The 19,454-nt window shown below is 30.8% G+C and carries 18 protein-coding genes, 1 pseudogene and 1 riboswitch; of the genes and pseudogenes, 13 read left to right on the top strand and 6 right to left on the bottom strand.

All coding sequences use genetic code 11. The annotated features are described in order from the left end of the window. Nucleotides 1-48 precede the first annotated feature (48 nt). The 3 genes from yjbH to HMPREF3131_RS10410 all read right to left on the bottom strand — a co-directional run bounded on the left by yjbH (nucleotide 49) and on the right by HMPREF3131_RS10410 (nucleotide 1,904). Nucleotides 49-846: a protease adaptor protein YjbH gene (gene yjbH / locus HMPREF3131_RS10420; RefSeq protein WP_048761214.1), complete on the bottom strand. Its 798-nt coding sequence runs from the start codon at nucleotides 844-846 to the stop codon at nucleotides 49-51. Nucleotides 847-869: 23 nt separating this feature from the next. Further along, nucleotides 870-1,235, bottom strand: a complete 366-nt coding sequence (locus HMPREF3131_RS10415; RefSeq protein ID WP_048761221.1) for a truncated hemoglobin YjbI — start codon at nucleotides 1,233-1,235, stop codon at nucleotides 870-872. Between the two features lie 90 nt (nucleotides 1,236-1,325). Then, nucleotides 1,326-1,904 (bottom strand): CYTH domain-containing protein, encoded by a 579-nt coding sequence (locus tag HMPREF3131_RS10410; RefSeq protein ID WP_048761217.1) that lies wholly within the window; start codon nucleotides 1,902-1,904, stop codon nucleotides 1,326-1,328. A gap of 209 nt (nucleotides 1,905-2,113) precedes the next feature. Between HMPREF3131_RS10410 and HMPREF3131_RS10405 the strand changes: the two genes are divergently transcribed. The 7 genes and pseudogenes from HMPREF3131_RS10405 (at nucleotide 2,114) to fabI (ending at nucleotide 9,028) form a co-directional block, all read left to right on the top strand. Further along, nucleotides 2,114-2,461 carry a UPF0738 family protein gene (locus HMPREF3131_RS10405; protein WP_002448177.1) on the top strand — a complete coding sequence of 116 codons (348 nt, stop codon included), beginning with the start codon at nucleotides 2,114-2,116 and terminating at the stop codon, nucleotides 2,459-2,461. A 16-nt stretch (nucleotides 2,462-2,477) separates the two neighbouring features. Next, nucleotides 2,478-3,107 (top strand): GTP diphosphokinase, encoded by a 630-nt coding sequence (locus HMPREF3131_RS10400; protein ID WP_017175811.1) that lies wholly within the window; start codon nucleotides 2,478-2,480, stop codon nucleotides 3,105-3,107. Between the two features lie 14 nt (nucleotides 3,108-3,121). Continuing rightward, a pseudogene (locus HMPREF3131_RS10395) lies at nucleotides 3,122-3,928 on the top strand (NAD kinase). Continuing rightward, nucleotides 3,928-4,794, top strand: a complete 867-nt coding sequence (locus tag HMPREF3131_RS10390; RefSeq protein ID WP_019835655.1) for an RluA family pseudouridine synthase — start codon at nucleotides 3,928-3,930, stop codon at nucleotides 4,792-4,794. Before HMPREF3131_RS10395 ends, HMPREF3131_RS10390 begins: the two are co-directional and overlap by 1 nt. Before the next feature lie 18 nt (nucleotides 4,795-4,812). Beyond that, on the top strand, nucleotides 4,813-6,198 hold the full coding sequence (mgtE, locus tag HMPREF3131_RS10385; protein ID WP_019835654.1) for a magnesium transporter: 1,386 nt from the start codon (nucleotides 4,813-4,815) through the stop codon (nucleotides 6,196-6,198). A 9-nt stretch (nucleotides 6,199-6,207) separates the two neighbouring features. Continuing rightward, nucleotides 6,208-8,052, top strand: a complete 1,845-nt coding sequence (locus tag HMPREF3131_RS10380) for a monovalent cation:proton antiporter family protein (protein ID WP_070436776.1) — start codon at nucleotides 6,208-6,210, stop codon at nucleotides 8,050-8,052. A 205-nt stretch (nucleotides 8,053-8,257) separates the two neighbouring features. Continuing rightward, complete coding sequence (gene fabI / locus HMPREF3131_RS10375; RefSeq protein ID WP_002448154.1) at nucleotides 8,258-9,028, top strand: enoyl-ACP reductase FabI; 771 nt, start codon at nucleotides 8,258-8,260, stop codon at nucleotides 9,026-9,028. Nucleotides 9,029-9,366: 338 nt separating this feature from the next. On the opposite strand, the gene cozEa is transcribed toward fabI, so the two are convergent. Next, complete coding sequence (cozEa, locus tag HMPREF3131_RS10370; protein WP_017175806.1) at nucleotides 9,367-10,452, bottom strand: lipoteichoic acid biosynthesis protein CozEa; 1,086 nt, start codon at nucleotides 10,450-10,452, stop codon at nucleotides 9,367-9,369. A 270-nt stretch (nucleotides 10,453-10,722) separates the two neighbouring features. Here cozEa and HMPREF3131_RS10365 point away from each other — a divergent pair, with 270 nt between their 5' ends. Next, nucleotides 10,723-11,466 carry an esterase family protein gene (locus HMPREF3131_RS10365; protein ID WP_017175805.1) on the top strand — a complete coding sequence of 248 codons (744 nt, stop codon included), beginning with the start codon at nucleotides 10,723-10,725 and terminating at the stop codon, nucleotides 11,464-11,466. Between the two features lie 123 nt (nucleotides 11,467-11,589). Then, entirely contained in the window at nucleotides 11,590-12,099 is a 510-nt protein-coding gene (locus HMPREF3131_RS10360; protein WP_017175804.1) for a 2'-5' RNA ligase family protein, read from the top strand. 49 nt (nucleotides 12,100-12,148) lie between these two features. On the opposite strand, the gene ltaA is transcribed toward HMPREF3131_RS10360, so the two are convergent. Together ltaA and HMPREF3131_RS10350 are read right to left on the bottom strand one after the other, a co-directional pair. Further along, on the bottom strand, nucleotides 12,149-13,345 hold the full coding sequence (gene ltaA / locus HMPREF3131_RS10355) for a lipoteichoic acid biosynthesis MFS flippase LtaA (protein WP_049379561.1): 1,197 nt from the start codon (nucleotides 13,343-13,345) through the stop codon (nucleotides 12,149-12,151). Beyond that, nucleotides 13,320-14,498 carry a diglucosyl diacylglycerol synthase gene (locus HMPREF3131_RS10350; protein ID WP_017175802.1) on the bottom strand — a complete coding sequence of 393 codons (1,179 nt, stop codon included), beginning with the start codon at nucleotides 14,496-14,498 and terminating at the stop codon, nucleotides 13,320-13,322. Before HMPREF3131_RS10350 ends, ltaA begins: the two co-directional genes overlap by 26 nt. Before the next feature lie 380 nt (nucleotides 14,499-14,878). Between HMPREF3131_RS10350 and HMPREF3131_RS10345 the strand changes: the two genes are divergently transcribed. From HMPREF3131_RS10345 to HMPREF3131_RS10330, 4 genes are all read left to right on the top strand, one after another. After that, nucleotides 14,879-16,363 carry a UDP-N-acetylmuramoyl-L-alanyl-D-glutamate--L-lysine ligase gene (locus HMPREF3131_RS10345; RefSeq protein ID WP_048762297.1) on the top strand — a complete coding sequence of 495 codons (1,485 nt, stop codon included), beginning with the start codon at nucleotides 14,879-14,881 and terminating at the stop codon, nucleotides 16,361-16,363. After that, nucleotides 16,353-16,610 carry a YueH family protein gene (locus HMPREF3131_RS10340; protein ID WP_017175800.1) on the top strand — a complete coding sequence of 86 codons (258 nt, stop codon included), beginning with the start codon at nucleotides 16,353-16,355 and terminating at the stop codon, nucleotides 16,608-16,610. The genes HMPREF3131_RS10345 and HMPREF3131_RS10340 overlap by 11 nt, the downstream gene beginning before the upstream one ends. Next, nucleotides 16,607-18,169: a peptide chain release factor 3 gene (locus HMPREF3131_RS10335; protein ID WP_017175799.1), complete on the top strand. Its 1,563-nt coding sequence runs from the start codon at nucleotides 16,607-16,609 to the stop codon at nucleotides 18,167-18,169. Before HMPREF3131_RS10340 ends, HMPREF3131_RS10335 begins: the two co-directional genes overlap by 4 nt. 121 nt (nucleotides 18,170-18,290) lie before the next feature. Further along, a riboswitch (yybP-ykoY riboswitch) is annotated at nucleotides 18,291-18,423 on the top strand. A gap of 56 nt (nucleotides 18,424-18,479) precedes the next feature. Further along, nucleotides 18,480-19,277 carry a TerC family protein gene (locus HMPREF3131_RS10330; protein ID WP_017175798.1) on the top strand — a complete coding sequence of 266 codons (798 nt, stop codon included), beginning with the start codon at nucleotides 18,480-18,482 and terminating at the stop codon, nucleotides 19,275-19,277. Nucleotides 19,278-19,454: the final 177 nt, after the last annotated feature.

Here is a 19,454-nt window from a genome sequence, read left to right as displayed (position 1 = left end):
AGTTAATATAAAAAGAGCGATACACTTCATATAAGTGATCGCTCTTTGTTATTTCTTAGGCATTTTAGATTGCCAAAATTCGCCGTCAGGATAATTTAGTTTTTCAACTTTTTGTTGTAAAGCTAATTTTTTCAATTCTTTTACGAGTAATTTTTCCGGCCATTCATAAATAGTAAGCAATTCTTCCATCGTTACTAATTGTTTGGATTGAATATAAGTTTCGAGATTTGGAGGTAATTCTTTTTCGATAGGGCATCCCATTAATTCATTAATAATATAAGTATAAATATGATAAGGATAAAGGCCTTCGACTTTCAAACCTTCTTCATGTACATCTTCACTAAAAAATACAAGTGAAGGCGCTTGTTCAATTTCCATTTCTCTTGCAATATGCAAATCTATTTTCAAACTTTCGGTAAGTTTATTTTTTTGTAAGTCTTCTTTGAAAACATCATAATCTAAACCAGCATTTTTAATACAATTACAAATCATTTCTTCAGTGATAATATCTTTTTTCGGTATAATTTCGTTTTGCATTAAATGAATAAAACGTTCCGCTCTTAATCTACCTTGTAATTCAGCAGCTTTATATGCTAAAGCAATATTATCAAAATCTGAAGTACTTTGAGCTTGACATTTAGTCAAGACCTTTAATGAAGGATTCAAAATATGTCTGATTCGAATATATTGATTATACTCAATTCTTAATTTAGAAATAATTGCGGATAATTTAAAACAATCTTTATTAAAAGGATCAAAGAATGAATAAATTTCTATTTTATTTACAGGTGACAGATTAGTGTTTTCACGACTCGCATTATCTACAATTTTAAGTTCTTCAGCCATGTTTAACTCACCTTCAATTATATTTAGGAATTCACCATATGGTTAGCAGTTAAACGCAATCTTTCATACAAGTATTCGCCAACTCCTGCTGGAAATTGAGCTTTATTGATTGCTTTATACATATTTTCTAACCATGCATCTCTTTCATAAGTAGTAATTCTAAATTCCATATGTCTTTTTTTTAACATTGGGTGACCATGTTCTTGAGTGTATAAATCAGGACCTCCTAGAAATTGTGTTAAGAACTGCTTTTGCTTTCTACTTGTTTCTTTAAAATCTCCAGGAAATAAATGGTTGATTCTTTGATCATTCTCTACAAGAAAGTAGAAATAATCAATCATATCATACAAAGCTTTTTCTCCTATTACATCATAAGGTGTTGTAGCCATAGTATCACCAATTTCTATTAATATATTTCTAATATAACATGAATTTTTACATTTAAAAGTAATTTGACTTTTCACAAGTTTATCTCATATCTATCCTAATTGAGCTTGATATTCAAAAAAGCGTTGAACTTTATTTTTAGGGGGCTCATGAACTAGGTCAAATTGTTTTAATAAATTTTGAAATTTTTCAAAGCCTATTTGATAATCATTGACTTCAAATTCTAGTTCATAGTCTGTTTTATCAAAGTATTGACTTTTATCTAATACTAATAGTTCATTTTGAAATTCAACTTCTAATCTTTCAGTTGTCAATGCACCTAAAACACTTAATTCGTTTTCTTCAATATCAAATTCAGTAAGAATTTTTTGAATATCGTTAGGTAATGTTGATTTGACAATTGTTTGTCCAATATGAGGCTTAATATCGATTGGATGATTATATTCTATCAAGCCAACTTTAGCTGGTACTTTTAGTGTGATTTCAAATGTGTTTTGTTTAACACGTATTCTTAAAGCAGAACGATGATCACGTAGTTTGAAACTAGGTGATTCAATATAATAATTTGTTTGAGTGAATGGTGTGAGTTGTTTAAAGTAAGAATCTTTAATCGCGTTATATGTATTGAAATCAATTAATTGCTTAAATTCAATTTCATTATTAGTACTCATAATTACACCTCATTAGAAAATCTTTAGTATATTATTGTAGTTCATTATGACGGACATTTGTAAAAAATTAAAGTAATAACAATACTAAAAATAAAATATATGGAGCTAAATATTTAATCGTTTAGAGCATACTTGAACTATGGTACTCTAATGTGTGTTTGAAAGTTAAATTATGTTAAACTAATAAGGAATAATAAGGAGGAACAAGCATGCGTATATATGTAAATGAAATTAAAATCAAAGATGATAGCATTTATTGCTACTCAGAAGATCCAACTGATGGATTAGATGAAGTAGGACAAATGCTTGTAGATAGTGATAATTTTAGTTTTGCTTATTTATTAGATGATGGCTCGTCGTATTCATATTTGATTTTTGTACAAGAGACGTGGTCAATGTTACATAATAATAGAGATAAAAAAGTAATTATTAACGATGAATTAGAATTAGAACATTTTCAAGATGAATTAAGTTATATCCTAGAAAATGTTGAAGGAAATAATAACTATGGTAAGGAGTTTGTTTCAGCAGTTGAAGAAACTTTCGAACTAAAGTGAAACGGAGTGGAACCATATGAATCAATGGGAGCAATTTTTAACACCATATAAACAAGCAGTCGATGAATTAAAGGTGAAATTAAAAGGCTTACGTAAGCAATATGAAGTTGGAGACAACGCCTCACCCATTGAATTTGTAACTGGTCGTGTAAAGCCTATTACAAGTATCATTGATAAAGCGAATAAAAGGGGAATTCCTTTTGATCGATTACGTGAAGAAATGTACGACATAGCTGGTTTAAGGATGATGTGTCAATTCGTTGATGATATTGATGTAGTTGTTAACATGCTTAGACAACGACAAGATTTTAAAGTTGTAGAAGAAAGAGATTATATTAACAATACAAAACAAAGTGGTTATCGTTCATATCATGTAATTATCGAGTATCCAATTGAAACATTAAGTGGTCAAAAAATGATATTAGCTGAAATTCAAATTCGAACATTAGCAATGAATTTTTGGGCTACAATCGAACATACATTAAGATATAAATATGATGGAGATTATCCTGCTGAGATACAACATCGTCTAGAAAGAGCTGCTGAAGCGGCTTACTTATTAGATGAAGAGATGTCTGAAATTAAAGAGGAAATACAAGAAGCTCAAAAATATTATACTCAAAAACGTGCAAAAAAACATGACTGATGAGGTGTCAATACATGCGTTATACGATTTAATCTAAAGGTGACTCTAAATCAAACACGCTTAAACATAAAATGATGAATCAAATGAACTCTTTTCATATGATGGAGGATACAGAAAATCCAGAAATAGTAATATCTGTCGGTGGAGATGGAACACTTTTGCAAGCTTTTCATCAGTATAGTCATATGTTATCAAATGTAGCATTCGTTGGAGTACATACTGGTCATTTAGGTTTTTACGCAGACTGGTTACCTCATGAAGTTGAAAAATTGATTGATGAAATTCATCATTCTGAATTTCAAGTGATTGAATATCCATTACTTGAAATTATTGTTAAATATAACAACACTAAGAATGAAACACGCTATCTAGCACTCAATGAAGCAACTATGAAAACTGAAAATGGATCAACATTAGTAGCAGATGTCGCAATTAGAGGTAAACATTTTGAACGATTTAGAGGGGATGGTCTATGTATTTCTACACCTTCTGGGTCGACGGCTTATAATAAAGCACTAGGTGGTGCACTGATTCATCCTTCTCTTGAAGCCATACAAATTGCTGAAATTGCATCTATTAATAATAGAGTATTTAGAACGGTAGGTTCACCATTAGTATTACCTAAGCATCATACATGTTTGATTACACCTGTAAATCATAATACAATTAGAACAACAATTGACCATGTCAGTCTAAAACATAAAAATGTGAGCGACATTCAATTTAGAGTCGCAAATGAAAAAGTTCGTTTTGCTAGGTTTAGACCATTTCCTTTTTGGAAAAGAGTTCATGATTCGTTTATTGAAAGTGAAGATGATTGATGAAATTTGTATACCATATTCATAGCGAAGAAATGCTTAAGACATTTTTACAACGTCATAATTATTCAAAGAAAACAATTAGCGCCATTAAACGTGATGGCGCTTTAATTATTAATAGGCAACCTGTGACAGTTAGATATATGTTGAAAAAAGATGATCAACTTATTGTTAAACTGCCGGAAGAAGTTCCAAGTACATATCTTCGTCCTTCAAACAAACATATTGAAATATTATATGAAGATACATATTTAATTATCGTTTCAAAACCGGTGCATTTAAATTGTGCACCTTCAAGAGAACATCCTCATGATAGTTTAATTGAGCGCGTGATGTATTATTTAAATCATTCTACAAATAAAGTACAATATGTAGTACCTCATATTGTTACAAGATTAGATCGTAATACGACGGGCATCGTTATCTTTACTAAACATGGTCATATTCATCACCTTATGTCGACATTTGAAATAGATAAGCGATATATATGTGTGTGTTACGGTAAAACTAAAGAACAATCTATGATAGAGGCACCTATTGGTAGAAACAAAGATAGTATTATTACTCGGTGTATTACGCCATCTGGTAAACATGCAAAAACTGAATATAAAACGTTGAGTAGTCATCACAGTGCAAGTTTATGTGAAGTTAAATTACATACTGGACGAACACACCAAATTAGAGTTCATTTTAAGCATATTGGTCATCCACTTATTGGGGATGACTTATATGATGGTTTTCATCCTCGGATTCAAACACAATCTTTACAGTGTTATAAAGTAAAATTTAGACATCCAATATATAATAAAGAAATCGAGATTATTTTAGACTATAAAAACTTAGAAAAAATATATCAAAGTGTAAATTAAAATTAGGAGGTACATTTGATGTCATTAAATACAGAAACAACTGACATACAACATAATAAAGTATACAATCAAAAACTACTAGATGACAGTTTAAACCGCAATGATATAGATCAATTCAGAAAAGAATTTCTAACTATACATCAATATGAACAAAGTGAATATTTTGAAAATACAACGAATCAGAATAGACAAAGAATATTCGAATTTTTATCGCCTCAAGAAGTGAGTAGATTTTTTAATCAATTAGATATTGAGGGGAAAGAATATGAAATATTATTTGATTCAATGCATGCACATTATGCAAGTGAAGTATTAGAAAATATGTCTACAGATAACGCAGTTGATATTCTAAATGAATTATCTAACTCAAAAGTTGCCAGTTTATTAGCTTTGATGGATAACAGAGTCACAGATAAAATCAAAAAGTTATTACATTATGAAGAAGATACTGCTGGCGGTATCATGACTACTGAATATATTTCATTGGATATTGGTACATCTGTAAAAGAGGCACTCATGCTAGTTAAAAGTCAAGCACCTGACGCAGAAACGATATATGTGATTTATGTCGTTGATACTGCCGGTCAACTCGTAGGTGTTCTATCTTTGAAAGATTTAATTGTAGCAAATATTGATGCTCATGTTGAAGAAGTAATGATTCGACGTGTTGTAAGTGTAAATGTAGAAGAAGATCAAGAACGTGTTGCTCAAAAAATGAAAGATTATGACTTTATTGCTATGCCTGTGATCGACTATCAACATCATTTAGTAGGGATTATCACAATAGATGATATTTTAGATGTTGTAAATGAAGAAGCAGATGAAGATTATTCACGTTTAGCGGGGGTTTCTGATACTAAGTCTACTGATCAATCAGTATTTAAGAAAGCATTGAAGAGATTACCGTGGCTTATTATTTTAACATTTTTAGGTATGATAACAGCAACGATTCTGGGTGGTTTTGAAGATACCTTGTCGCAAGTTGCATTATTAGCAGCATTTATCCCTATTATAAGTGGGATGTCAGGAAATTCAGGAACACAATCATTAGCAGTGTCTGTTCGTAATATTTCTAATGGTGATATTAAAGAAAAAAGTAAACTTAAAATAGCTTTAAAAGAAGCAGGTAGTGGGTTAATCACTGGTTTTGTATGTGCAGTGATTTTATTCTTAATTATTGTCATTATTTATCGTCAACCATTCTTGGCACTGATTGTAGGTGCAAGTTTAACTATTGCCATGACAGTAGGTACGTTAGTAGGATCAATGATTCCAATCTTAATGAATAAAATTCATATCGATCCTGCTGTCGCAAGTGGACCATTTATTACAACTATCAATGATATTGTAAGTATGTTAATTTATTTTGGACTTGCAACAACATTTATGTCATATCTAACATAGGGGGATGAAATGGAATTTTTTTCTTTAGTCATAGTCGTCGTCGCAGCATTTCTTACACCGATTATTGTTAATCGATTAAACGTCACTTTTTTACCTGTTGTCGTAGCTGAAATATTAATGGGAATTATTATAGGAAACTCATTTTTAGGACTTGTCCACAAAGATGAAATGTTAAATATTCTGTCAACATTAGGTTTTATCTTTTTAATGTTTTTAAGTGGACTAGAAATTGATTTCAGCGCATTTAAAAAAGACACAAGAAAGAGACAGGGTATTGATAAAAATGAAAAGAATTTACCAAGTCATTTACAATTAGCACTTACAGTTTTTTCATTAATAATGGTACTTTCAATCATTTTAGCATTTGCATTTAAATGGTTAGGCTTTGTAGATGATGTATTATTAATGGTCATTATTATTTCAACTATTTCATTGGGTGTAGTTGTGCCAACACTTAAAGAAATGAATATCATGCGCACAACAATAGGACAATTTATATTATTAGTAGCAGTATTAGCAGATTTATTTACGATGGTTTTATTAACTATTTATGGTGGAATCAATGGTGAAGGCGGAGGGTCAATTTGGCTATCTGCAATTTTAATCGTGTTTACTGCAATATTTTATTTGTTAGGTTCTGTATTTAAACGGTTAAATTTTATGCAACGCTTAATGGGTGGTACAACACAAATTGGTATACGGGCCATTTTTGCATTAATCATTTTACTGGTTGCTCTTGCTGAGGGTGTTGGTGCTGAATATATATTAGGTGCTTTTTTAGTTGGTGTAGTTGTATCACTGTTAAAACCTGATGAAGAAATCATTCATACTTTAGATTCATTTGGATACGGATTCTTTATACCGATATTCTTTATTATGGTCGGTGTAGATTTAGATATACCATCTTTAATTAAAGAACCCTCTTTACTTATTATAATTCCGATACTTATATTGTCCTTTATCGTTTCTAAGTTGATTCCTGTCTTATTTATTCGAAGATGGTTTGATACTAAAACAACCATTGCATCAGCATTTTTATTAACATCAACACTTTCGCTTGTTATTGCTGCAGCAAAAATTGCTGAAGAATTAAAAGCAATTACTTCTGAAATGTCAGGAATATTAATATTAAGTGCAATTATTACATGTGTATTTGTACCTGTTGTATTTAAAAAATTATTCCCAATTCCAGATGAAGTGAACCGGAAAATTGATATTGCGTTAATTGGTAAAAATCAATTGACTATTCCAATTGTTCAAAATCTGACTTCACAGTTATATAATATAACGTTGTTTTACCGTAAAGATTTAGGTGATCAGCGTAATTTACCTGACAATGTGACTGTTATTGAAATTAGTGAATATGAAGAAAGTTTATTAGAGAGACTTGGCTTATTTAATCAAGATATTGTCGTATGTTCTGCTAATGATGATGGTTTAAATAAAATGATAGCAAAATTAGCTAAATCTCATGGTGTAAACAGAGTTATTTGTCGACTAGAAAATAGTGGTGATGATGAAGAGTTAAAAACAGATGGTATTGAAGTATTTAGTAATTTTATTAGTAATAAAATTTTCTTAAAAGGTTTAATTGAAACACCAAATATGCTAAATATTTTAAGTAACGTTGAAACTTCACTATATGAAATTGAAATGTTAAATTATAAATACGAAAATATTCTATTGCGTCATTTCCCATTTGGTGGGGACATCATATTTGTACGTATTGTTAGAAATAATGAATCCATTGTACCACATGGAGATACGCAACTTAGATATAAAGACCGTTTAATTGTAACAGGTTCTAAAGAATATGTAGATGAACTCAAATCTGAATTAGAATTTTATTATTAATCTATTTAAAAGAGAGGACAAAATAAAGGGTATCTTTGAAAAATAACATAAAAAGATACATTACTTTATGTACCTCTCTTTTTATTGAGATGATTTGAAAATTTATTATTACTTTATTAAATATTATTAACAATGGTAAAATATGTATGTTAAAAACGTTTATAATGAACGAATTAATATAAAGTAATATAAGGAGATAATTTATATGATTAATTTAGAAAATAAAACCTTTGTCATTATGGGTATCGCTAATAAACGTAGTATTGGTTTTGGCGTAGCTAAAGTATTAGACGAATTAGGTGCTCATCTCGTATTTACATATCGTAAAGAGCGCAGTAAAAAAGAATTAGAAAAATTATTAGACCAATTAAATCAAAAAGAGCATCATTTGTATCAAATAGATGTTCAAAAAGATGAAGATGTCATTAATGGCTTTGCGAAAATTGGTGAAGAAGTTGGAAACATTGATGGCGTCTATCATTCAATTGCATTTGCTAATATGGAAGATTTACGTGGTCGTTTTTCTGAAACATCTCGTGAAGGATTCCTACTTGCACAAGATATTAGTTCATATTCATTAACCATTGTAGCTCATGAAGCGAAAAAAATTATGCCGAATGGGGGTAGTATTGTAGCTACAACTTATTTAGGCGGAGAATTTGCAATTCAAAACTATAATGTGATGGGTGTTGCAAAAGCAAGTCTTGAAGCAAATGTTAAATATTTAGCATATGATTTAGGCCCAGATAATATTCGAGTCAATGCAATTTCTGCTGGACCAATTCGTACATTAAGTGCTAAAGGTGTAGGTGGTTTGAACTTAATTCTTAAAGAAGTTGAAGAACGTGCACCGTTAAGACGTAATGTAGATCAAGAAGAAGTGGGCAGAACTGCTGCTTATTTATTAAGTGATTTTTCAAGTGGTGTGACTGGAGAAAATATCCACGTAGATAGTGGTTTCCACGCAATTAAATAAGTTTAAATTGAAAAATAGATATAAGATATATGATAAATCCAAGAGTCTGAGACAATGAGTTGTCTTAGACTTTTTTAATAAATTGACAGTTGATGACTGAATTGAAAATGCATTTGTATCAAGCTTTATTCAATTTCAATTCCAAGGCTAGAACATAGAGACTTTTAATAAGAACATCTATATTCAACGCAAATTGGAGAGGCATAGGCATTGATGATGTAGAACGACGACTTAAAAATGAATTTTATCCCTCTTCTAGCTTTATATTATTTAATGTGATATGACATAAAAAAACTGCGAATAGAATATGTTCTATCCGCAGTAAGTAATTAAAAAGCTTAATCTTTAACATCGCTATTTGCTTTATCAATGATACGTTGACGATACTTAAATACATTTCTTGCTACTGTTTTTAATACTGCATAAAGTGGAACAGCAATTAAAATAAGTGTGAATCCTCCTAAATCACCCGCTGCTAAGATAACAACAATGATTGTAAGTGGATGAATACTTAATGATTTACCCATGACGTTAGGTGTGATGACATTACCTTCAAGTTGCTGTGCAATTAATGTAACAACACAAACCCAAATAAATGTTGATGGACCATCGATAATTCCTAATATTGCAGCAGGCGCAAATGATAACCATGGTCCTAAAAATGGGATTAAGTTTGCTACACCAGCGAATAATACAAGCAATGGAGTATAAGGTAACCCAATAAGGGTATAACCAATATAAAGAATAATACCTAAGATGAAACTAACAGTAACTTGACCTTGAATATACGATTTTAACGTATAATTTAAATCTTTAAGTAAATCAACAACAAAAACTTTACGTTCTCCTTTGAAAAATTTACCAATTGCTGGAATAAATTTTTCATGATCTTTTAACATATAAATCAAGAAGAACGGTACCATAATCAATAAGAAGATGGTTGAAATAAGAGATGTGATATAAGTGATTGAATTTGCTAATATACCAGTTAAACTATCACTGATTGATTTCATTGTTGAATTAATTTTCGCTGTTACATCACTTGGTAATTTATCCATTTGATTTAATGAGAAATTAACCACTTGCTCTGCATCACGTTGTAAAGTTGGTGTTGCTTTGATTAAATTATTAACATTAGAAATAATAATAGGCGCAATGAAAGCTACTACGATAGCGATAATAGCGATTAATACGATAAAGATAGTTAAAATACTTGCCCAACGTGGGAAACCCCATTTTTCCAAAAGTGTTTGAAAAGGTAAGCAGATATAAAATAAAAATCCACTTAACAAGAATGGAAGAAACACTGAACCAATAATAGTTGCTATAGGTGTAAATACACTATGCACTTCCATAAATAACTTTATAAGTACGAACAGGATGATTAAGAAAATCCCAGTTCGAAACCATACTTTATTAAGCATAGACTTACTTCCTCCTAAAGTAATGAATTCATTAGTAATAAGTATATCTTAAATAAGAGATGTTAAAAAGGAAAAGTTGATTAACTAAAAAAGAATTATATTATAATATTTAGTTGTATAAAAATAGATGAGCTTAATTAAACAATTCCTAATTTTCTTAAAAAAGTATATAAAATCTAAAATAAAAAAGCTTATTATAAACGTTTATATCACTGTCACTAATAAATAAAATTGATACAATATGAATATATATGAAGGAGAGAAGATAACATGGGAGAATTTAAAGCTGGAAAAATTAATAAATATATTTTGAGTAGTGACATTCTAGAAAGAGATATCACATTGTCGATTTATCTTCCAGAAGATTTTACTGAATTATTTAAGTCTCAGGTGATTATTTGTTTTGATGGATTGGATTTTTTCCGATTTGGAAGGATTCAGCGTGAATATGAACGTCTAAGAAAAGAGGAACATATTGAACGTGCTATTATTGTTGGATTTCATTATGAAGATGTTGAGAAACGTAGAGAAGAGTTTCATCCTCAAGGTAGTCGTAGTCAAAAGACGATTCAGTCAGTAGTTAAAGAGCTTTTACCTTTCATTGATCAAACGTTCCCTACATATAAGGTGGGAAATTCTAGATTATTAATAGGAGATAGTTTAGCTGGAAGTATTGCCTTTCTTACTTCATTGACTTATCCTTCAATATTTAGTCAAATAGCTATGTTTAGTCCGCACTCAGATCATACTGTTCTTGAAAAATTTGAGACATGTAAGCAACGTAATCGATTAACGATTTGGCATGCGATTGGTAAAGATGAAGTCGATTTTAAATTACCAACGACTGGTGAGCAAGCGGATTTTTTAACTCCAAATAGAAAGCTAGCAAACCTTATTGAACAAGATGAGCGTGTCACTTACGTATACAATGAATTTAATGGTAGTCATAATTGGAAATCATGGAAACCTATGCTCGGAGATATTCTCTATTATTTTTTAAATAATAATAAATAATAGTACATATTAATAGTTTACAAATCTTTTTTTTGAAAGCCTTTTCAAAAAATGTTGTATCTAATAACGTATTAAATAGAATTTTGATATAATAGAAGTATGTTAAACAAAGGAGGAATTTCAATGAAGATAGGATTAGCACTTATTCCGTCACAATCATTTCAAAATGAAGTAGATGGCTATCGTAAGCGTTATGATACTGAGTATGCACGTATTATGCCACATATTACGATTAAACCTCACTTTGAACTTAAAGAAACAGAATTAGATTCATTTAAAGACGAAGTTAAACAAACATTAGATGGATTTAAACCTGTAGAGGTCCACGTGACAAAAGCTTCAAGCTTTAAACCGACAAATAATGTTATTTATTTTAAAGTAGAAAAAACAGAAGAATTAGAAAATTTATTTAATACATTTAATACCGAATCATTTTATGGTAAAGCTGAACATCCATTCGTTCCTCATTTTACGATTGCTCAAGGCTTAACGAGTCAAGAATTTGAAGATATATTTGGTCAAGTGAAGCTTGCAGGGGTAGACCATAGAGAAACCATCGATGAACTTTCATTGTTACATTACAATGAAGATGAAGATAGATGGAACATTGTTGATAGTTTTAAACTAGCATAATATGTATATAAAAAAAGAAGTCAAAACATTTTAGTTTTGACTTCTTTTTTTAAGAATATTTTTGATGCTTTCTACTTTTGATAAAATAAATGCCATAAAAAATAGCGAGTAATAGAAAAATCAAAGCTGAGACATAGAATGTATTATTTAATCCATTTGAGAATTGAGCGATAAGGCCTCCGAAAAGAGGACCAATCATTGAACCAAAGCCTTGGACGCTATTAAATACACCCCAAGTTTCTTCTTGTTCAGATGGATCGATATGTCCAGCCATAAAAGTATTCCAAGCAGGTAATAAAATGCCATACATTAAACCTATAAAGGCGGCAACTATCCAAACAACAATAATATTGTTAACTAGTGAGAGACCAAAAATAAATAGCGTAAACAATATGAATCCTACAAAAATAACGGTATACATAAAGCCAGTGCTATTTTTATCGATCATTTTAGATAAAAATAACATTGATATTGCACAACCAATACCACCAATAGCGATAGCAGCAGTATATTCAATAGTTGTTACCCCCACAACTTTTGTAGCATACGTCGGCAATATTGGAAGCAAAGCTGATATTGAAGCACCTTGCAACAAAATACCTGGGAATAAAATCATATGACGTTTCATTACCTCTACGATTTGACCTAATTGTTCTTTCACAGGTTTAGTATTATAATTTGTGAGTTTTACATCTACAAAATAATAAAGTATCCATGCAATGATAACGACAAGAGACATCGCAAATGCAAATCGCGTTGGATGTATTTTGACTAGAACATTCATAAACGCCCAGCCTACAAGCAAACCTAATAACCATGAAAAGTATACATAACCCATTTGTTTGCCACGTTGACTTTCTTCCACACTAGATAACATGATTACCCATATTGGACTTACTGCAATCCCTAGCATAATTGCACTAATAATGATAATGATGGGATTAGCTGGAAAGAAAATAATTAGAAACAAGCTTAAAAAAGCTAATAAAAAACCTAAATTAAGGACGATTTTAGTCCCGAATTTCTTTAATAAAAATCCAATCACAAAGTTTGTAGCTGCATCTGAAATAAAATGAATAGATAGTGCTACTGAAGTCACAGCTACAGCGATAGAGGTTACAGTAGGTAAATAGTTAACATAACTTAATACATACATTCCTCTAGCAAATTCCATTAAAAATAAAATAACGAGCATTATTTTAAAGTTTTTACTTATGCTTTTATTGTTTGACAAAGAACTTGGCATATAATGGCACCTTTCCATAAATTTCTTGCTGTTGAGATGAATGATCGAGCATATTCAATAAATCGATACAAAGTCGATGGGTTGAATAATCTACTCTATCTTGACGCATTGTATTTATCATTAAAGTTAATTTGTTCGAATCATGTGTTAATTCAGAGACAATGTCAATTGCATCTTCAGGAGTATCAGCAATTCTACCATACCCTTTTTCTTGGAAATAATACGCATTTTCTAGTTCTTGTCCTGGAGCAGGATTTAAGAAAATCATTGGGATACTTCTTGTCAAACCTTCGGATATTGTAATCCCACCTGGTTTAGTGATCATTAATTGACTTGAAGCCATCCATTCATTCATATGTTTTGTATATCCTAAAATAAGAACGTTGTCGTAAGATTTAAATCTAGCTTCCAAATTACGTTTAAGTCCTTTACTTCTACCACAAATCATAACGACTTGAGAATGAGGACTTTTTTCTAAGATACGTTCTATCATATGTTCAAAACCTTTTGATACTCCAAAAGCACCTGCAGACATAAGAATAGTAGTTTTTTTAGGGTCTAAATGATATTTTTTTAGCCAAGCCTGTTGATCAATATCCGCTTCAAATTTATCAGAAATAGGGATACCTGTGACTTTAATTAAAGATGCCGGTACACCAACGTTTACAAAGTCTTCTTTTGTATCTTCAGTAGCCACATAATATCTATGAGAATTTGGAGTAATCCAGTTCTTTTGTAGACGATAATCCGTCATGACTGTTGCGATAGGAATACGCATGTTAAATTGTTCAGTTAATACTGACATCACGGGCGTTGGAAAAGTCATTAAAATCAAGTCAGGCTTTTCTTTTAAAAGTAGGTTAATTAATTTATTTAAACCATAGTATTTATAAAAACATTTATCTAATTCATCTGGTCGACTATAATAAAAGTTTTTATACATATTTCTAAAATATTTAAAGCTATTGATATACCATTTTTTACAAATAGACGTAAGGATGGGATGTGCTTCCATAAATAAATCATGCTCAATAACAGAAATATGAGATAGATTCATGTCATTCAATTGATTGACAATACTTTGTGTCACTTGTAAATGACCATTTCCAAATGATCCAGTGATAATCAATATCTTTTTATTTTGAGTAACCATTAATAGTCACCCTCCAATAATTTAAGTTTAATCCATCGAATAATGTATTAGAGTAAAAAATACATACGGGTATAAATAATATGTATTTTATTCAAGAAAGTCATAAAATTCATTTATAGTGAATTATAGCATATTCGAACAATGATTACTTTAACTTTATACCCTTATCCTAGCACTAATAAAGTGAAATGTATGGGACTTACACTAAGATAAGAAAAAATTTATAAATAATTAACTTGGAATTAATATTAATAATATAGAAGATACAAAAATGATTTGATTTTGAGTAGTTCAGAATTTACTTTTTTAGGTGAGAATAAATTTATCAACAACTTTAAAATGTGTATAATAGAGATATTGAAAAAAAGGAGCGATACATTTTGAATGCGAATGAGTTGTTCAATAAAATAAGAGTTAAACAAGTTATAGGAACTTTAGATATAGATATCACTGATATTACTACAGATTCTCGAACTGCTAGTGGAGAAAGTATCTTTGTAGCTTCTAAGGGATATACTGTAGATAGTCATAGATTTTGTCAAAACGTCATTGACCAAGGAACTAAAATTATAGTTGTAAACCGTAAGCAAGAAGTTAAAGGAGAAGTCACACAAGTTATTGTACCTGATACTTTAAGAGTAGCCAGTATATTAGCGCATACATTATTTGATTATCCAAGTCAACAACTCACTACCTTTGGCGTCACTGGTACAAATGGTAAAACTTCAATCGCGACAATGATTCACTTAATTTATAGAGGATTAGACAAAAATAGTGCGTATTTAGGTACGAATGGATTTCAAATTAATGAAGAAAAAACAAAAGGGGCAAATACTACTCCTGAAACTGTATTGCTTACTAAGAAAATTAAGCAAGCTATAGATAGTAAAGCTGAAGCAATGACTATGGAAGTCTCAAGTCATGGATTAGCTCTAGGACGATTAAGAGGGGTAGAATTTGATGTAGCTATTTTTTCAAATTTAACCCAAGATCATTTAGACTTTCATGGCACAATGGAAGCTTATGGACATGCTAAATCATTACTATTTAGTCAATTAGGTGAAGATTTATCAAAAGAAAAGTATGTGGTATTAAATAATGATGATGATTTCTCTAAATATTTAGAAACGGTAACACCATTTGAAATATTGACATATGGTATAGATAATGAAGCACAGTTTATGCCTCAAAATATCAAAGAATCTTTACAAGGTGTACAATTTGATTTTGCGACTCCATTTGGCACGTATCATGTTTCATCACCCTATGTAGGTAAATTTAATATCTCAAATCTTATGGCAGCTATGATAGCAGTGTGGAGTAAAGGAGTCGATTTCAAAGATATCGTAGAAGTGGTGAAATCTTTAGAACCTGTTGAAGGGCGTCTAGAGGTTTTAGATCCATCACTTCCAATCGATTTAATTATTGATTATGCACATACTGCTGATGGTATGAATAAACTGATTGATGCAGTGCAACCTTTTGTTAAACAAAAGCTCATCTTTTTAGTAGGCATGGCTGGCGAACGTGATTTAACAAAAACGCCTGAAATGGGGGCTGTTGCATGTCGAGCAGACTATGTTATTTTTACACCTGACAATCCAGCAGATGACGATCCTAAAATGTTGACTGCAGAACTTGCTAAAGGTGCAACACATAATAACTATGTAGAATTTGAAGATCGAGCTGAAGGCATTAAACATGCTATAGAAGTCGCGAATCCAGGTGATACAGTTGTACTTGCTTCTAAAGGCAGAGAACCTTATCAAATTATGTCAGGACACGTGAAAGTGCCACATCGTGACGATTTAATTGGTTTAGAAGCTGCGTATAAAAAGTTTGGAAAATCCAACTATGATCATTAAGCAACTTTCTGAACAAAATGAAATAATCAATGTCTATCTATATGAAAATGTGGATCATTCTTATTATATGATAGCTATTCCAGATATGTTTTGGTCTGTAGAATTAAATGTACAACTCAATGAACAGGAAATAAATGAAGAGTTAATAATGCAATTATTTACATTTAAAGAAGAAAGTGAAGCATTGCGTATAGCTTCTCAGTTATCTAAGTGGATAATAAAGGATTTAAAGGAGAATAATGAATGAGTTTAAAAGAAGAAATAGAATCAAGAAAGACGTTTGCTATTATCTCACACCCGGATGCTGGTAAAACGACGCTAACTGAAAAATTATTATATTTTAGTGGTGCTATTCGTGAAGCGGGTACTGTAAAAGGGAAAAAAACAGGGAAATTTGCAACCAGTGACTGGATGAAAGTGGAACAAGAACGTGGTATTTCTGTGACCAGTTCAGTCATGCAATTTGATTATGATGATTATAAAATTAATATTCTAGATACACCAGGACACGAAGACTTTTCTGAAGATACATACCGAACATTAATGGCGGTTGATAGTGCAGTAATGGTTATCGATTGTGCGAAAGGGATCGAACCCCAAACATTAAAATTATTTAAAGTATGTAAAATGAGAGGCATTCCTATCTTTACTTTTATCAACAAATTAGACCGTGTAGGTAAAGAACCATTTGAACTATTAGAAGAAATTGAAGAAACATTAAATATTGACACCTATCCAATGAATTGGCCAATAGGAATGGGTCAAAACTTTTTTGGTATTATCGATCGTGAGTCTAAAACTATTGAACCTTTTAGAGATGAAGAGAATGTATTACATTTAAATGATGAGTATGAACTTAAAGAAGAACACACTATTAGCAATGATAGTGCTTTCGAACAAGCGATTGAAGAGTTTATGTTAGTTGAAGAAGCTGGCGAAAAATTTGATAATGAAGCATTATTAAATGGTGATTTAACTCCTGTATTCTTTGGATCAGCATTGGCTAATTTCGGGGTTCAGAATTTCTTGAATGCATATGTAGATTATGCGCCCATGCCTAATGCTCGTCAGACAAATGAAGAAGTTGAAGTTAGCCCGTTTGATGACGAGTTCTCAGGTTTTATATTTAAAATTCAAGCGAATATGGATCCTAAACATAGAGATAGAATTGCTTTTATGAGAGTAGTTAGTGGTGCGTTTGAAAGAGGTATGGATGTGACCCTACAACGTACTAATAAAAAACAAAAAATCACACGTTCTACCTCTTTTATGGCAGATGATAAAGAAACTGTCAATCACGCTGTAGCTGGAGATATTATTGGATTATACGATACAGGTAACTACCAAATTGGTGATACATTAGTTGGAGGTAAACAAAAATTTAACTTCCAAGATTTACCGCAATTTACACCTGAAATTTTCATGAAAGTCTCTGCTAAAAATGTAATGAAACAAAAACATTTCCATAAAGGAATTGAACAGCTTGTGCAAGAAGGTGCGATTCAATATTATAAAACACTTCATACGAATCAAATTATTCTCGGTGCAGTGGGTCAATTACAATTTGAAGTATTCGAGCACAGAATGAAAAATGAATACAATGTAGATGTCGTCATGGAACCTGTAGGTAGAAAAATTGCACGTTGGATTGAAAATGAAGAGGATATTCAAGATAAGATGAACACGTCACGTTCTATTTTAGTGAAAGACAGATATGATAAGTTTGTTTTCTTATTTGAAAATGAGTTTGCTACACGTTGGTTTGAAGAAAAATTCCCAGATATTAAACTATATAGTTTATTATAAAAAAATGACAATATAAGGTTTAAGTTAAAATAATAATAAAGATATACAATAATTTTAGCTTTAACATTGTTTATATATATCAAATCTGGTTATAATACTCTTAACAAATAAATACCTATGGCTTAATGTCAGGGGGGAGTAACTTGAGAATTTGAGATGCTATATTACTAACATCTTAAATTCAGCATTTTATCGTCATTACGAAGTTGATACTTCCGGTAAAATGAGCAAATTTGCTAAGTGAGACCTTTGCTATGAATTAGCATAGGTCTTTTTATTTGTAAAAAATAAATAAAGGAGCTGTCTTTTCATGGATCCAAGCTTAATTTTACCTTATTTGTGGGTAATATTAGTGTTAGTATTTTTAGAAGGATTACTAGCAGCAGATAACGCGGTTGTAATGGCAGTAATGGTTAAGCATTTACCACCAGAACAGCGTAAAAAAGCATTATTCTATGGTTTACTAGGAGCATTTATTTTCCGTTTTATTGCTTTATTTTTAATTAGTATTATTGTGAATTTCTGGTTTATTCAAGCGATTGGTGCTGCATACTTAATTTTCATGTCTATTAGAAATCTTTGGAATTTCTTCCATAAGAAAGATGAAGAGGAACAAGTTGGGGATGAACATCATTATGATGAAACTGGCGCTGAAAAGAAAGTAAGTGCTGGAAAATTTTGGGCTACCGTATTTAAAGTAGAGTTTGCTGACATTGCCTTTGCAATTGATTCTATGTTAGCAGCGATGGCTATTGCAGTGACACTTCCTAAGATGGGCATTCATTTTGGCGGTATGGATTTAGGCCAATTTGGAGTTATGTTCATCGGTGGTATGATTGGTGTTATTTTAATGCGTTTTGCAGCAACATGGTTTGTTGATTTATTAAATAAATATCCTGGTTTAGAAGGTGCCGCTTTCGCAATCGTTGGCTGGGTAGGTATTAAATTAGTAGTTATCGTATTAGCTCATCCAGATATTGGCGTATTATCAGAAGAGTTCCCACATAGTACGTTATGGCAAGCAATCTTCTGGACTGTAATGATTTTATTAGTTGTTATTGGATGGTTAACATCAGTACGAAAAAATAAAAAGAATGCTAAGCATTAGATGTAATCGATACCTTTTGAAGTTTTTTTATAAAAGACTTCAAAAGGTTTTTTCAATTAATAACTATTTGTCAAATATTTTTAGAAAATATTTGACAATCGTTTGCTTATTAACACTAATGATATTAAAATTTAAGTAATATATAAATAAATTAAGATAGATATATAACCACATAAA

The sequence above is a fragment of the Staphylococcus sp. HMSC14C01 genome, from assembly GCF_001808085.1.
Lineage (GTDB): Bacteria > Bacillota > Bacilli > Staphylococcales > Staphylococcaceae > Staphylococcus > Staphylococcus hominis.
This window is presented reverse-complemented; position numbering and strand designations above follow the sequence as displayed.